We start from the raw sequence: 14,456 nt of genomic DNA, 5'->3' as shown, positions 1-14,456 counted from the left end.
AGATATGACCGCCTGCACGTCTGCCACAGAAAGTCCGAACCGTGCAGCGGCTTGTCGGTCCACATCTACGTCAATGTACCGGCCCCCTGTCAAGCGTTCGGCCAACGCGGAAGAAACACCAGGCACTGCGCGCACGGCGGATTCAATCTGTGCCGCGAGCTTGTCGATGGTGGCGAGGTCTGGTCCGGCGACCTTGATGCCGACGGGACTCTTGATGCCGGTGGCCAGCATGTCGATGCGGTTGCGGATCGGGGGCACCCATACGTTTGATAGACCCGGAACCTTGACCACCCGGTCCAGTTCTTCAACCAGCTTCTCCGAGGTCATGCCAGGACGCCATTGCTCACGTGGCTTGAACTGGATGGTGGTCTCGAACATCTCCAGCGGCGCAGGATCGGTCGCAGTATCTGCTCGTCCTGCCTTGCCGAACACACGCTGAACCTCGGGCACTGTTTTGATAAGCCGGTCTGTCTGTTGCAACAACTCTGCGGCCTTTGAGACCGAAATACCAGGCAACGCCGAGGGCATGTACAGCAGGTCGCCTTCGTCCAGCGGCGGCATGAACTCACCGCCCAGCCGCATGACCGGAATTGCGGTGATGGCCAGGGCCAATGCCGCTGCCAGCAGCGTGGACTTAGGAAAACGCAAAACCAACTCCAAAGCAGGCCGGTAAATGGCGATAAGGCTTCTGTTGATGGGGTCGTCTCAGAATTCGGAAAATAAAGCACGCTAAGGCGTAGTCACCCCGAGACTCCCCCGCGCCGATGCAGCGAGCTTCGTTCCGTCTTGCAGTGACGCAATCAGCGGGCAGGAAACGTTCCCTTTCCGCGCATGGCAGGCGCACACCAGTTCAGACAGCACGGCCTCCATGCGTGCCAAGTCGGCCATCTTCTCGCGCACATCCTTGAGCTTGTGCTCGGCCAGGCCGCTGGCTTCCTCGCAATGGGTGCCATCCTCCAGCCGCAGTAGCTCGGCGATTTCGTCCAGGCTAAAGCCCAGCCGCTGGGCCGATTTCACGAACCGCACTCGTGTTACATCCGCCTCGCCATAGCGGCGAATGCTGCCATAGGGCTTGTCTGGCTCCGGCAGCAGGCCCTTGCGCTGGTAGAACCGGATGGTCTCCACATTGACCCCGGCCGCCTTGGCAAAAACGCCAATGGTCAGATTCTCAAAATTAATTTGCATATCGCTTGACTCCGTACATAACTACGGAAGTAAGCTTAAGCTATCCAAACCAAATTTGAAAGGACAAGCGTATGTCTGAACCACAAAACGGGCGCGGCGCGCTCTTCGCCGGTGGGCTGGCCGCCATTCTTGCGTCGGCCTGCTGCCTGGGGCCGCTGGTTTTGATCGCCTTGGGGTTCAGCGGGGCATGGATCGGCAACCTGACGGTGCTGGAACCCTATCGCCCGATCTTCATCGGCGCAGCGCTGGTCGCGCTGTTTTTCGCCTGGCGGCGCATCTACCGCCCGGCGCAAGCCTGCAAACCGGGTGAGGTCTGCGCGATTCCCCAAGTGCGAGCTACTTACAAGCTCATTTTCTGGATCGTGGCCGCGCTGGTCCTGGTCGCGCTCGGATTTCCCTACGTCATGCCATTTTTCTATTAATCACAGGAGTTCATCATGAAAAAACTGTTTGCCGCCCTCGCCCTCGCTGCCGTTGTTGCCCCCGTGTGGGCCGCCACCCAGACCGTCACGCTGTCCGTACCGGGCATGACCTGCTCCACCTGCCCGATCACCGTCAAGAAGGCGATTTCCAAGGTCGAAGGCGTCAGCAAAATTGACGTGACCTTCGAGACACGCGAAGCGGTTGTCACGTTCGATGATGCCAAGACCAGCGTGCAGAAGCTGACCAAGGCAACCGGAGACGCGGGCTATCCGTCCAGCGTCAAGCAGTGAGCCACTGAACCCGAACCTGGGGCGATCATGGGACTGATTACACGCATTGCCGACAAGGCTGGCGCGCTTGGCAGCGTTGTTTCCGCGATGGGATGCGCTGCCTGTTTCCCGGCTATCGCCAGCCTGGGCGCGGCCATCGGCCTTGGCTTTCTACAGGAATACGAAGGGTTGTTTATCTCCAAGCTGCTGCCGCTGTTCGCAGTCGTGGCTTTGCTGGCGAATGCACTGGGCTGGCTGAGTCATCGGCAATGGTACCGCAGCCTGCTCGGGATGGTCGGCCCAGCCATCGTGCTGGCGGCCATGCTCTTGTTTTTTGGCAATTGGTGGACGGCGAACCTCCTCTATGTCGGTCTGGCCTTGATGATCGGGGTGTCGATCTGGGATCTGCTCTCACCGGCCAACCGCCGCTGCGAACTACCACCCAAACACGGCTAACTGCATTGGCAGTTGCCGAAACGAAAAGGAACGATGCAATGTATTTGAATATCACCGGAATGACCTGCGACTCGTGCGCGACACATGTCAAGGACGCCCTGGAGAAAGTGCCGGGCGTGCTGTCGGCGCTCGTGTCCTACCCGAAAGGCTCCGCGCAACTCGCCACCGATCCCGGCACCTCGCCAGAGGCGCTGACCGCCGCTGTGGCCGGCCTCGGCTACAAGGCCACACCCGCCGATGCCCCATCCACTTCAGCGCGGGGCAGACTGCTTGGCAAGGCGCTGGGATGGCTGGGCGGTGGCGACAAGGCTGGTGGTGATGGGGACGGACTGCACGTCGCCGTTATTGGCAGCGGCGGAGCCGCGATGGCGGCGGCGCTGAAGGCCGTCGAGCAAGGTGCGAACGTCACGCTGATCGAGCGCGGCACCATCGGCGGTACTTGCGTCAATGTCGGCTGCGTGCCGTCCAAGATCATGATCCGCGCTGCCCATATCGCCCATTTGCGCCGTGAAAGCCCATTCGACAGTGGCATCGCGGCGACTGTGCCTGCGATTGATCGCAGCAAACTACTGGCCCAGCAGCAGGCGCGCGTCGATGAGCTGCGCCACGCCAAGTACGAAGGCATCCTGGACAGCAACCCGGCCATCACCGTGCTGCATGGTGAAGCGCGTTTCAAGGACGACCAGAGCCTTGCCGTCCGTTTAAACGATGGCGGCGAGCGTGTGGTGGCGTTCGACCGCTGCCTGGTCGCCACGGGTGCCAGCCCGGCCGTGCCGCCGATTCCGGGCCTGAAAGAGTCACCCTACTGGACTTCCACCGAGGCCCTGGTCAGCGACACCATTCCCGAGCGCCTGGCCGTGATCGGCTCGTCTGTGGTGGCGCTGGAACTGGCGCAAGCCTTTGCCCGGCTGGGCAGCAAAGTGACGATCCTGGCACGCAGCACGCTGTTCTTCCGCGAAGACCCGGCCATCGGCGAGGCCGTTACAGCCGCGTTCCGTGCCGAAGGGATCAAGGTATTGGAACACACGCAAGCCAGCCAGGTCGCGCATGTGGACGGCGAATTCGTGCTGACCACCGGGTACGGTGAAATACGCGCCGACCAGCTGCTGGTCGCCACTGGCAGGGCACCGAACACGCGCAGCCTGGCATTGGAAGCGGCGGGAGTCGCTGCCAATGCGCAGGGGGCCATCGTCATCGACAAGGGCATGCGCACCAGTACGCCACACATTTATGCGGCTGGCGACTGCACCGACCAGCCTCAGTTCGTCTATGTGGCGGCAGCGGCCGGCACCCGTGCTGCGATCAACATGACTGGCGGCGATGCGGCCCTGGACCTGACCGCAATGCCGGCCGTGGTGTTCACCGACCCGCAGGTCGCCACCGTGGGCTACAGCGAGGCGGAAGCACATCACGACGGGATCGAGACCGACAGTCGCACCTTGACCTTGGACAACGTGCCGCGTGCGCTTGCCAACTTCGACACACGCGGCTTCATCAAGCTGGTCATCGAGGAAGGTAGCGGACGGCTCATCGGCGTGCAAGCGGTGGCCCCGGAAGCGGGTGAACTGATCCAGACGGCGGTGCTCGCCATTCGCAACCGTATGACCGTGCAGGAACTGGCCGACCAATTGTTCCCCTACCTGACCATGGTCGAAGGGCTGAAGCTCGCGGCGCAGACCTTCAGCAAGGACGTGAAGCAGCTTTCGTGCTGCGCCGGATGAGGAAAAGGAGGTGTTCAATGAGCGCCTACACAGTGTCCCGGCTGGCCCTTGATGCCGGGGTGAGCGTGCATATCGTGCGCGACTACCTGCTGCGCGGATTGCTACGGCCGGTCGCGTGCACCACGGGCGGCTACGGCTTGTTCGATGACACCGCGTTGCAACGGCTGCGCTTTGTACGGGCTGCCTTCGAAGCGGGTATCGGCCTGGACGCACTGGCGCGGCTGTGCCGGGCGCTGGATGCTGCGGACGGTGACGGTGCGTCTGCGCAGCTTGCCGTGTTGCGGCAACTCGTCGAGCGTCGGCGCGAGGCCCTGGCCAGCCTCGAAATGCAACTGGCCGCCATGCCAACCGAACCGGCACAGCACGCGGAGAGTCTGCCATGAACAGCCCAGAGCACTTGCCGTCTGGGACGCACAAACCGATCACCGGCTACTTGTGGGGCGCGCTGGCCGTGCTCACCTGTCCCTGCCATTTGCCGATTCTCGCCATTGTGCTAGCCGGCACGACGGCCGGCGCGTTCATCGGGGAGCACTGGAGTATTGCAGCCCTCACGCTGACCGGCTTGTTTGTCCTGTCTGTGACGCGGCTGCTGCGGGCCTTCAAGGGAAGATCATGACCGCTTCCCAGCCAGCCGAGAGTGGGCAGCTTTGAGCTTCGCTACCAATCTGGAGGAGTACCACCATGAACGCAAACGCCCCGAACACTGCCAGTTGCACCACCTGCTGCGTATGCTGCAAAGAAATTCCGCTCGATGCCGCCTTCACCCCGGAAGGCGCGGAATACGTCGAACATTTCTGCGGGCTGGATTGCTATGAACGCTTCCAGGCACGCGCCAAGGCCGCGACAGAATCTGACATTGCGCCTGTCCCTGGCGGTTCGCAGCCGTCAGATTGAGGCATACCCTATCCTGATGTCAGGAGAAGCCACCCAGCAACGTCAGAATAGAGTTAACTTTTGTGTTTCTTGACACCTGCGGCGAAAGGTCATAGATTTCTTCCTGACACTTTCGTATTTGGAGGTATCTTGCAGGGTCAACGCATCGGCTACGTCCGGGTCAGCAGCTTCGACCAGAACCCGGAGCGGCAACTGGAGCATGTCGAAGTCGGCAGGGTGTTCACCGACAAGGCGTCGGGCAAGGACACCCAGCGGCCCGAGCTTGATTCGCTGCTGGCCTTCGTGCGCGAAGGCGACACCGTGGTGGTTCACAGCATGGATCGCTTGGCGCGCAACCTCGATGACTTGCGCCGCCTCGTACAAAAGCTGACCAAGCGCGGCGTGCGCATCGAGTTCGTCAAGGAAAGCCTGACCTTCACCGGCGAGGATTCACCGATGGCGAACCTGATGCTGTCGGTCATGGGGGCATTCGCCGAATTCGAGCGGGCCTTGATCCGTGAGCGGCAGCGCGAAGGCATCGCGCTCGCTAAGCAACGCGGAGCCTACCGAGGCCGAAAGAAGTCTCTGAGCGGTGAACAGATTGCTGAACTGAAACGGCGCGTCACGGCGGGCGAGCAAAAAGCGAAGCTGGCCCGTGAATTTGGTGTCAGCCGGGAGACCCTGTATCAATACTTGAAATTGGATCAATAAATATGCCTCGTCGTTCCATACTGTCCGCCGCCGAGCGGGAAAGCCTGTTGGCGTTGCCGGACACCAAGGACGACCTAATTCGACATTACACGTTCAGCGATACCGATCTCTCCATCATCCGCCAGCGGCGCGGGCCTGCGAATCGCTTGGGCTTTGCCGTGCAGCTCTGCTACCTGCGCTTTCCCGGAATCTTCCTTGGTGTCGATCAGGCGCCGTCTTTGCCCCTACTGAAACTGGTCGCCGACCAGCTCAAGGTCGGCGTCGAAAGCTGGGACGACTACGGGCAGCGGGAGCAGACCCGGCGCGAGCACCTGGTCGAGCTGCAAACGGTGTTTGGCTTCCAGCCGTTCACCATGAGCCACTACCGGCAGGCCGTGCACACGCTGACCGACCTGGCCATGCAAACCGACAAAGGCATCGTGCTGGCTAGCACCTTGGTTGAGCATCTGCGGCGACAGTCGATCATCCTGCCCGCGCTCAACGCCATCGAGCGCGCTAGCGCCGAGGCCATCACTCGCGCCAACCGGCGCATCTATGATGCCTTGGCCGAACCACTGTCGGACACGCATCGCCGCCGCCTCGACGATCTGCTCAGGCGCCGGGACAACGGCAAGACGACCTGGCTGGCCTGGCTGCGCCAGTCGCCGGTTAAACCGAACTCGCGGCACATGCTGGAACACATCGAACGCCTCAAGGCGTGGCAGGCGCTCGATCTGCCTTCCGGTATCGAGCGGTCGGTGCACCAGAACCGCCTGCTCAAGATCGCCCGTGAGGGTGGCCAGATGACGCCCGCCGACTTAGCCAAGTTCGAGCCGCAACGGCGCTACGCCACCCTCGTGGCGCTGGCCATCGAGGGCATGGCCACGGTCACCGACGAAATCATCGACTTGCACGACCGCATCCTGGGCAAGCTGTTCAACGCCGCCAAGAACAAGCATCAGCAGCAGTTTCAGGCATCCGGCAAGGCGATCAACGCCAAGGTGCGGCTGTTCGGGCGCATCGGCCAGGCGCTGATCGAGGCCAAGCAAGCTGGCCGCGATCCGTTCGCCGCCATCGAGGCCGTCATGTCCTGGGATGCCTTCGCCGAAAGCGTCACCGAGGCGCAGAAGCTCGCTCAGCCCGATGACTTCGATTTCCTGCACCGCATCGGCGAAAGTTACGCCACCTTGCGCCGCTACGCGCCGGAATTCCTTGCCGTGCTCAAGCTGCGGGCCGCACCCGCCGCCAAGAACGTGCTCGATGCCATCGAGGTACTGCGTGGCATGAACACCGACAACGCCCGCAAAGTGCCTGCCGATGCCCCGACCGACTTCATCAAGCCGCGCTGGCAGAAGCTGGTGATGACTGACGCGGGTATCGACCGGCGCTACTACGAGCTGTGCGCGCTGTCCGAGCTGAAGAACTCGCTGCGCTCGGGCGACATCTGGGTGCAGGGATCGCGCCAGTTCAAGGACTTCGAGGACTACCTGGTGCCGCCCGCGAAGTTCGCCAGCCTCAAGCAGTCCAGCGCATTGCCGCTGGCCGTGGCCACCGACTGCGACCAGTACCTGCACGACCGCCTGACGCTGCTTGAAGCGCAGCTTGCCACGGTCAACCGCATGGCAGCGGCCAACGACCTGCCGAATGCGATCATCACCGAGTCGGGCCTGAAGATCACGCCGCTGGATGCGGCGGTACCCGACACCGCGCAGGCGCTGATCGACCAGACAGCCATGATCCTGCCACACGTCAAGATCACCGAACTGCTGCTCGAAGTCGATGAGTGGACGGGCTTCACCCGCCACTTCACGCACCTGAAATCGGGCGATCTGGCCAAGGACAATAATCTGCTGTTGACCACCATCCTGGCCGACGCGATCAACCTGGGCCTGACCAAGATGGCCGAGTCCTGCCCCGGCACGACCTACGCCAAGCTCGCCTGGCTACAAGCCTGGCATACCCGCGACGAAACCTATTCGACAGCGCTGGCCGAGTTGGTGAACGCCCAATTCCGGCATCCCTTCGCCGAACACTGGGGCGACGGCACCACGTCATCGTCGGACGGCCAGAACTTCCGAACCGGGAGCAAGGCCGAGAGTACCGGTCACATCAACCCGAAATATGGCAGCAGCCCTGGGCGAACCTTCTACACCCATATATCCGACCAGTACGCGCCGTTCGACACCAAGGTGGTCAATGTCGGCGTGCGCGACTCGACCTATGTACTTGACGGCCTGCTGTACCACGAGTCCGACCTGCGCATCGAGGAACACTACACCGACACGGCAGGCTTCACCGATCACGTCTTTGCCCTGATGCATCTCCTGGGCTTCCGCTTTGCGCCGCGCATCCGTGACCTGGGCGACACCAAGCTGTTCATCCCCAAGGGGGATACCGCCTATGACGCGCTCAAACCGATGATTAGCAGCGACAGGCTGAACATCAAGGCTATTCGTGCCCACTGGGATGAAATTCTGCGGCTGGCGACCTCGATCAAGCAGGGCACGGTGACAGCCTCGCTGATGCTTCGGAAACTCGGCAGCTATCCGCGCCAGAACGGCTTAGCCATCGCCCTGCGCGAGCTGGGGCGCATCGAACGCACGCTGTTCATCCTGGACTGGTTGCAAAGCGTGGAGCTGCGCCGCCGCGTCCACGCTGGACTGAACAAGGGCGAAGCGCGCAACGCGCTGGCCCGCGCCGTATTCTTCAACCGTCTGGGCGAAATCCGCGACCGCAGCTTCGAGCAGCAGCGCTACCGGGCCAGCGGCCTCAACCTGGTGACGGCGGCCGTCGTGTTGTGGAACACGGTCTATCTGGAGCGCGCAGCACATGCGTTGCGTGGCAACGGGCATGCTGTCGATGACGCGCTATTGCAATACCTGTCGCCGCTCGGCTGGGAACACATCAACCTGACCGGCGATTACCTCTGGCGCAGCAGCGCCAAGATCGGCGCGGGCAAGTTCAGGCCGCTACGACCGTTGCAACCGGCTTAGCGTGCTTTATTTTCCGTTTTCTGAGGCGACCCCGAGAAGGGCTTCCCGACTCTCAATGCGTTGGTATGGCATAGGCCACGCCAAGCTGAGCGGCCAACTCAGCAAGGCGTCGATCTGCAGTCCAAAGCAAAGCGCCTGGTGTGATTAGCGTCGAGGCGAGCAGCGATAGATCGACCAAGCCGCAGCCCTTACCGAATAGCTTGTTCTTCTCAAGGAAGGCCAAAGTCTCGGGAATTGAAGCTTCCTGGCTCGGCCGCAGCATGGCCAGGGCTGCGAGCGTATCGGCACGCGGCGCTGGCGGCGTGCCGCAGGCCAACTCTGCATGCACCATGGGATGCATCAGCACGCTGTCTTGCAACAGGAGCTCCTGCAGGTGAATGTCGGCCTCCCGAAAATGCCTCACCCACACCGATGTATCGACTAGAACGGACACCGGCATCAGCGAGAGCCTTCTGCCTCTGCCGCGCTGCCACGGCGTGGCACGTCAGGCATGTCTGGCGCGCTTCCGCCCAGGGCAGCCAAGCGCTTGCCTGCCTCGACGCGAGTGAAGGTCTCAAGTGCCAGGCGTACCAGTTCAGGCACAGCAATACCGGGCGCTGCAACAGCGCGGGCACGGTTCACGACTTCGTCGTCGATCGTAAAGGTCGATCTCATGGCTACTCCTTTAACATCAAGTTTGATGCATTGTCGCATCAAATGGGATGTTTGCGAATGATAATTTGTATTGCACAATACAAATATGACCCAGCAGCCAAACCAGCTTGACCTTGTGCCCACGCCCTCACCCCGCTTGGCACCTACGCAGGAAACCTACAACGAGCTGCAGATGGCCTACGACCATTTCAACGAGCGGCTGTTTGGGGGGCAGCTCCCGAGTTGCTTGATTACGCTGCAGCGGGAAAAGCGGACTTTCGGCTACTTCTCTGCAGCTCGCTTTGCCTCGTTGGACGGCTCAACCACAGATGAGATCGCGATGAATCCGACCTACTTTGCGGTCGTACCGATCATCGAAACACTCCAGACCCAAGTCCATGAAATGACGCACTTGTGGCAGCACCACTTTGGCAAGCCAGGCCGAGGCCGCTATCACAACGAGGAATGGGCACGAAAGATGGAAAGCATTGGGCTCATGCCCTCTTCTACCGGGCAACCTGGTGGTGCGCGAACCGGTGATAGCATGGCGGACTACGCCGTCGAGGGTGGCCGCTTCCTGGCTGCATGCGACGAGCTGCTGACCGCGAATTTCACACTCAGCTGGTACGACCGATTCCCCTCTGCAGATCATGTAATCGCTGGCCAAGCCAGCATGGCCAACCACATTCAAGGCATCGAAGGGACCAAGCCTCCAATGGCCAGCATCCCTGCCCTCGCCGAGGCAGTGAAGCCCACGGGCTTAGCTGTTGCCGCCACTGCAGGGGAAGACGGAGTGCTTACTACGCCCGCCAACAGATCCAATCGGGTGAAATACAGCTGCAGCGGATGCAAGAATCCGGTCTCAGTGTGGGGAAAGCCGGGCATTAAGCTGATATGTGGTGAGTGCAGAAAAAGTTTTGACGTTCAATAAATCATCAACGACTGGAGATTCATCGAGCGCGCACATAAACTTCGCTCGTTTGACCGGACTGGCTAACATCTGCCTGCATTCCATTCTGGCTTGCCTTAGAAAGAACAACTGACAATCATTCGGTTTCCTGTATGGGGACCGACTGGACTGCCCCGCTACAGTAGATAATTCCCAGCCTCTTGCCCAGGCACGCTCAAACGTTTTGAGAGCAGTCCGGCACCATCAAGCTCAGTGCTTGTATTCACCCGATGAATGACCCCGAGGCATTGAGCGAAACGGCCGCGTAAGTAGACTGAAAATCACCAATGCAACCGCTACCTTCTTAAACGCAGTGCATTGAAGATTACAGACGCCGAACTCAGGCTCATAGCGAGTGCTGCGATCATTGGCGACAGAAGCCACCCTGTGAACGGATACAGAACTCCCGCAGCAATCGGTACACCAATTCCGTTGTAGACGAAGGCAAATAGCAAGTTCTGACGCATGTTCCGTACTGTGTCAGTTGAAATTTCACGTGACTGTGCAATGCCACGCAAATCACCCTTGACCAGCGTGATCTGACCGCTGTTCATTGCTACGTCAGTCCCTGTTCCCATGGCTACACCTACATCAGCTTTTGCCAAGGCCGGCGCATCGTTGATCCCGTCACCAGCCATGGCAACCACATGGCCTTCACTTTGCAATCGCTCCACGAGAGCTAGCTTGTCGGCGGGCTTGACTTCGCCATGGACTTCATCAATTCCAAGCTTGGCACCAACAGCCTTGGCTGTGGTCAGACCATCTCCCGTTGCCATGACAATTCGCAAGCCGCTTGCATGAAGCGTTTGAATAGCATCCAAAGTGCTAGCTTTGATAGGGTCTGTTACTGCCAGGATGCCTGCGAACTTCCCATCAGCCGCTAAATGCATGATGCTTGCACCCTCTCCTCGCAGGCGTTCTCCGTCCGCTTGCAAGGAAGATACAGAAACGCCTTCTTGAGCCATCAGTGCGGTGTTGCCTAATGCCAAGCGCCGCCCCTCAACGGTTCCACGTACACCAATACCGCTGGCGGAATCGAAGTCCACAGGTTTAGCGAGTTGCAAGCCTTGTTCGCGTGCAGCTCGGACGATGGCATCCGCAAGCGGATGCTCGCTACCCTGATCCAAGCTAGCGGCAAGCCTCAAAACTTCGTCAGCCGTGAAATCTGGAGCAGGAATCGCTTTATCGAATGCAGGCCGACCTTCTGTCAGGGTGCCCGTTTTATCTACGATGAGCGTATCCACTTCACGCATTTTTTCGATGGCGCCTGCGTCACGGAACAAAACGCCTTGTTCTGCAGCGCGCCCTGTGGCCACCATTACTGACATGGGTGTGGCCAAACCTAGCGCGCATGGGCAGGCGATGATGAGTACCGCGACGGCATTGATCAACCCAAACACCCAACTGGGCTCTGGGCCAAAAATTCCCCAGACGAAGAAGGTGACTACAGCGACTAGCACGACAACCATAACGAACTTTCCAGCCACTACGTCGGCCATTCGCTGCATCGGTGCCTTCGACCGTTGGGCCGATGCAACCATCTGAACGATCTGGGAAAGCATGGTGGCAGCCCCCACCTTTTCTGACCTCATGACCAGAGCTCCACTCGTATTGAGTGTGGCGCCGATCAGTTTGTCGTCAACGCGCTTTGTCACAGGTATTGGCTCGCCCGTGAGCATCGATTCATCAACGGCGCTTTGACCTTCCGTGACAATGCCATCCACGGGTACTTTCTCGCCTGGACGTACGCGCAGCAGGTCTCCGACATGCACGTGGCTGAGTGGAACATCTTCCTCACTGCCATCTGCATTGATACGCCTTGCCGTCTTAGGAGCTAGGCTAAGCAATGATTTGATAGCGGCCGAGGTTTGAGAACGAGCCTTCAGTTCGATGATCTGCCCCAACATGGTCAAAGAAATGATGACTACCGCTGCCTCGTAATAAACCGCTACACGACCCATGGATACGAACGAGTCGGGAAACACGTCGGGTGCCAGCGTCGCTACGAGGCTGTAGACAAAGGCGGCTCCCGATCCCAAGCTGATCAACGTCCACATGTTCGGGCTGCGGTGGATGATTGACTGCCAGCCTCGAACAAAAAAGGGCCAGCCCGTCCATAGCACCACGGGCAGGGAAAGTGCCAACTCGACCCACGTTTGGGTCTGCATAGTGAACCAGCCGAACTTGTGTCCGAACATGGCCAGAGTGGTAACAATCAGCGTGAGTGGCAGCGTCCACCAGAATCGCCGTTGGAAGTCTTGCAACTCACTGTTGTCCTCTTCTCCAACCGGGATCAGTGGCTCCAAGGTCATTCCGCACTTGGGGCAGTTTCCGGGATGATCTTGCCGAACCTCCGGATGCATCGGGCAGGTATAGATCGTTCCGCCCGGAACCACGCCCGAGTCATCAAACGATTTCTGATCTGAATGACTTGCAGCCACGTGAGCATGTTCGTGCGAGCTGCGTAACTGGGCCTCAGGTACCAAATGCATTTGGCACTTGGGGCAGCGCCCCGGATGATATTGATGGACTTCAGGATGCATTGGGCATACATAGACTGTGTCCCCTCCTGCGTGATCAGCCTGCTCGTTACTCGATATGAATTGCGCAGGGCCCCGAGCAAATTTTTGCTGGCAACCGTCACTGCAGAAGCGATAGATCCGTCCTTCGTGAACTATCCGATGGGCCGACTGTGGAGAGACAGTCATGCCGCAAACAGGATCTTGCAAAGGCTCGGCGTCAGTTTTGGTGTTTTCCAACTCTACTGATTCTGAAGAAGATCGATGCTGATGATGTTGCATGCAGATGGCCCTTCGCGATGTTGGATCGATTCTTGGCTCTTACACCATGTGAATGTCAAGCCAGAATCTGCTTGAGAAATAACTCTGTCCACCTCTTCTGAGGTACCGCAACCTGAGTACGGTGCTTGTGGCCATCTCAATCCAAGAAATGATTCTGGGGTTGAGGTGGCCTTTGTCATGACTACATGGCACGGAGATCATCCAAGCATGAATCCTCCGAAGCGATGCACCCTTCCTCTCCGTGTGCAGTCCCCGTGTCAGCTGTCGGTGGGTGATCTAAAGGTTCAAATTCCTTTTGGCGAAAGAATCCCTAACCAAGCCACACTCGCCAAAACCAGAACTGCCAGTGTTGCTTCCATGAACAGGCTCTGGCGTAGCTTAGAGACTGCTTGCGCACGATTCCCTGAGCCCAATGATGCCTCCAGACTTGGACTAAGCCGGAATCGATTTGCTGCTGCCAATGCAAGCATTCCGAGAACCAGCATTAGCTTGCCTAGCAGCAACTGACCATAGAGTGTTGAAACAAGCGGATCAAGCGAAGGCCCTGCGATCAATACATAGTTGACTACGCCACTGGCTGCAAGAACGAAAACGATCAGAGTTCCGACATGGGCAAAGCCGTTTGATGTGCGGCTCAATATGGCTACGGTGTCCTGTGTCGCATTTGCCCTACTTGTGGCTAAGATCAAAAAAGCAAGCAACGCGCCGACCCATGCACCTGCTGCCCAGAGGTGGGAGATGTCTGAAGCAAGGTGGATGTATCCACGCATTCCGTCGTCCATCGCTCCATGACCAGCCCAGGCCAGTGTCGCCAGCGCTACACCGCTAGATACGGACATGGCAACGAAGCGAAACGTTGGATTGAACTTCACTAGGGCAATCAAGATGCAAAGCGCTAGCGCAAGAATACGAATGCACCAAGCAAGGCCCATGTGAGTGCCGGTGATGAGCATCTCGAAGATATGCGTTGACAACTCGGAGTAAGTTTGCGCACCGGACATGGCCTTGGCAAGGACTGTCATGCCAATCACTGACAGTCCAATCCCGATTACTGCACATACACCAACGCAAACGCGATAGCGACGCGCAATTGCCAAGGATCGCTCGTCGTGGCCAAGGGCATAGACGCTGAACATGGCGACGCCAAAACCTGCAGCCATGTCCAGATACAGCGCAAGGCGCAATACGATGGTGAACCAATCCTCGGCCATTTGCTTACTTCACCTGGAATGTGACGTTGCCATTGATAGGGTGTGTGTCTGACGACACTGCACGCCAATCCACGCGATAGGCACCGGGTTGAAGCGTCTGAGCGGGAGTAATGACCATGGTTTTGCCATCGCTAGCGCCAGAGACGCTTGCGCTGACCTTCATTGCGCCGTGATTCGGCATTCCGGGCATGCCCGTCATGGTCAAGTTCGCAGCCGAGAACTGAGGAACCAGCGTCTCAGAAAATTTCAACT

The 14,456-nt window shown here is 59.3% G+C and carries 16 protein-coding genes and 1 pseudogene; 10 read left to right on the top strand and 7 right to left on the bottom strand.

What is annotated here, in order from left to right; genetic code table 11:
* Both EIC84_RS25370 and merR read right to left on the bottom strand, forming a co-directional pair.
* Window positions 1–702, bottom strand: a pseudogene (locus EIC84_RS25370) (efflux RND transporter permease subunit); the annotation flags it as partial.
* Window positions 703–729: 27 nt separating this feature from the next.
* The gene (merR, locus tag EIC84_RS25365; protein WP_003071627.1) at window positions 730–1,185 is read right to left on the bottom strand and encodes an Hg(II)-responsive transcriptional regulator; all 456 of its coding nucleotides are present in this window, start codon (window positions 1,183–1,185) and stop codon (window positions 730–732) included.
* A gap of 71 nt (window positions 1,186–1,256) precedes the next feature.
* Here merR and EIC84_RS25360 point away from each other — a divergent pair, with 71 nt between their 5' ends.
* From EIC84_RS25360 to EIC84_RS25315, 9 genes are all read left to right on the top strand, one after another.
* A complete protein-coding gene (locus EIC84_RS25360) occupies window positions 1,257–1,607 on the top strand; it encodes a mercuric transport protein MerT (protein ID WP_001294660.1) in 351 nt (116 codons plus the stop codon).
* Between the two features lie 15 nt (window positions 1,608–1,622).
* Entirely contained in the window at window positions 1,623–1,898 is a 276-nt protein-coding gene (merP, locus tag EIC84_RS25355) for a mercury resistance system periplasmic binding protein MerP (protein WP_000732276.1), read from the top strand.
* A 27-nt stretch (window positions 1,899–1,925) separates the two neighbouring features.
* Complete coding sequence (gene merC, locus EIC84_RS25350; RefSeq protein WP_000522993.1) at window positions 1,926–2,333, top strand: organomercurial transporter MerC; 408 nt, start codon at window positions 1,926–1,928, stop codon at window positions 2,331–2,333.
* Between the two features lie 38 nt (window positions 2,334–2,371).
* Window positions 2,372–4,054 carry a mercury(II) reductase gene (merA, locus tag EIC84_RS25345; protein ID WP_003055149.1) on the top strand — a complete coding sequence of 561 codons (1,683 nt, stop codon included), beginning with the start codon at window positions 2,372–2,374 and terminating at the stop codon, window positions 4,052–4,054.
* 17 nt (window positions 4,055–4,071) lie between these two features.
* Window positions 4,072–4,437 carry a mercury resistance co-regulator MerD gene (gene merD / locus EIC84_RS25340; protein WP_001277463.1) on the top strand — a complete coding sequence of 122 codons (366 nt, stop codon included), beginning with the start codon at window positions 4,072–4,074 and terminating at the stop codon, window positions 4,435–4,437.
* On the top strand, window positions 4,434–4,670 hold the full coding sequence (gene merE, locus EIC84_RS25335; RefSeq protein ID WP_003055146.1) for a broad-spectrum mercury transporter MerE: 237 nt from the start codon (window positions 4,434–4,436) through the stop codon (window positions 4,668–4,670). The genes merD and merE overlap by 4 nt, the downstream gene beginning before the upstream one ends.
* A gap of 65 nt (window positions 4,671–4,735) precedes the next feature.
* Window positions 4,736–4,948, top strand: coding sequence for a DUF3330 domain-containing protein (locus EIC84_RS25325; protein ID WP_000993245.1), 213 nt, complete (start codon window positions 4,736–4,738; stop codon window positions 4,946–4,948).
* A gap of 129 nt (window positions 4,949–5,077) precedes the next feature.
* A complete protein-coding gene (locus tag EIC84_RS25320; protein WP_003055107.1) occupies window positions 5,078–5,638 on the top strand; it encodes a recombinase family protein in 561 nt (186 codons plus the stop codon).
* A 2-nt stretch (window positions 5,639–5,640) separates the two neighbouring features.
* Entirely contained in the window at window positions 5,641–8,610 is a 2,970-nt protein-coding gene (locus tag EIC84_RS25315; RefSeq protein WP_003071634.1) for a Tn3 family transposase, read from the top strand.
* Window positions 8,611–8,662: 52 nt separating this feature from the next.
* Here the strand turns inward: EIC84_RS25315 and EIC84_RS25310 are convergent, their stop codons facing one another.
* The gene (locus EIC84_RS25310) at window positions 8,663–9,049 is read right to left on the bottom strand and encodes a type II toxin-antitoxin system VapC family toxin (protein WP_003055100.1); all 387 of its coding nucleotides are present in this window, start codon (window positions 9,047–9,049) and stop codon (window positions 8,663–8,665) included.
* Entirely contained in the window at window positions 9,049–9,264 is a 216-nt protein-coding gene (locus EIC84_RS25305) for a DUF2191 domain-containing protein (protein ID WP_003055097.1), read from the bottom strand. The genes EIC84_RS25310 and EIC84_RS25305 overlap by 1 nt, the downstream gene beginning before the upstream one ends.
* Before the next feature lie 85 nt (window positions 9,265–9,349).
* Here EIC84_RS25305 and EIC84_RS25300 point away from each other — a divergent pair, with 85 nt between their 5' ends.
* Entirely contained in the window at window positions 9,350–10,174 is an 825-nt protein-coding gene (locus EIC84_RS25300) for a SprT-like domain-containing protein (protein ID WP_003055094.1), read from the top strand.
* A gap of 314 nt (window positions 10,175–10,488) precedes the next feature.
* Here EIC84_RS25300 and EIC84_RS25295 read toward each other — a convergent pair whose 3' ends face one another.
* The 3 genes from EIC84_RS25295 to EIC84_RS25285 all read right to left on the bottom strand — a co-directional run.
* The gene (locus tag EIC84_RS25295) at window positions 10,489–12,900 is read right to left on the bottom strand and encodes a heavy metal translocating P-type ATPase (protein WP_229228786.1); all 2,412 of its coding nucleotides are present in this window, start codon (window positions 12,898–12,900) and stop codon (window positions 10,489–10,491) included.
* A 377-nt stretch (window positions 12,901–13,277) separates the two neighbouring features.
* A complete protein-coding gene (copD, locus tag EIC84_RS25290; protein ID WP_003071641.1) occupies window positions 13,278–14,204 on the bottom strand; it encodes a copper homeostasis membrane protein CopD in 927 nt (308 codons plus the stop codon).
* A gap of 4 nt (window positions 14,205–14,208) precedes the next feature.
* Window positions 14,209–14,456 (bottom strand): copper resistance protein CopC (locus tag EIC84_RS25285; protein ID WP_205699882.1); only part of this gene is annotated, 248 nt, incomplete at its 5' end.

It is taken from the genome of Comamonas sp. A23 (assembly GCF_004522605.1).
Taxonomy (GTDB): domain Bacteria; phylum Pseudomonadota; class Gammaproteobacteria; order Burkholderiales; family Burkholderiaceae_C; genus Comamonas; species Comamonas thiooxydans.
Note: the sequence above shows the minus strand (reverse complement) of the source record. Positions and strands in the feature narration are given on the sequence as shown.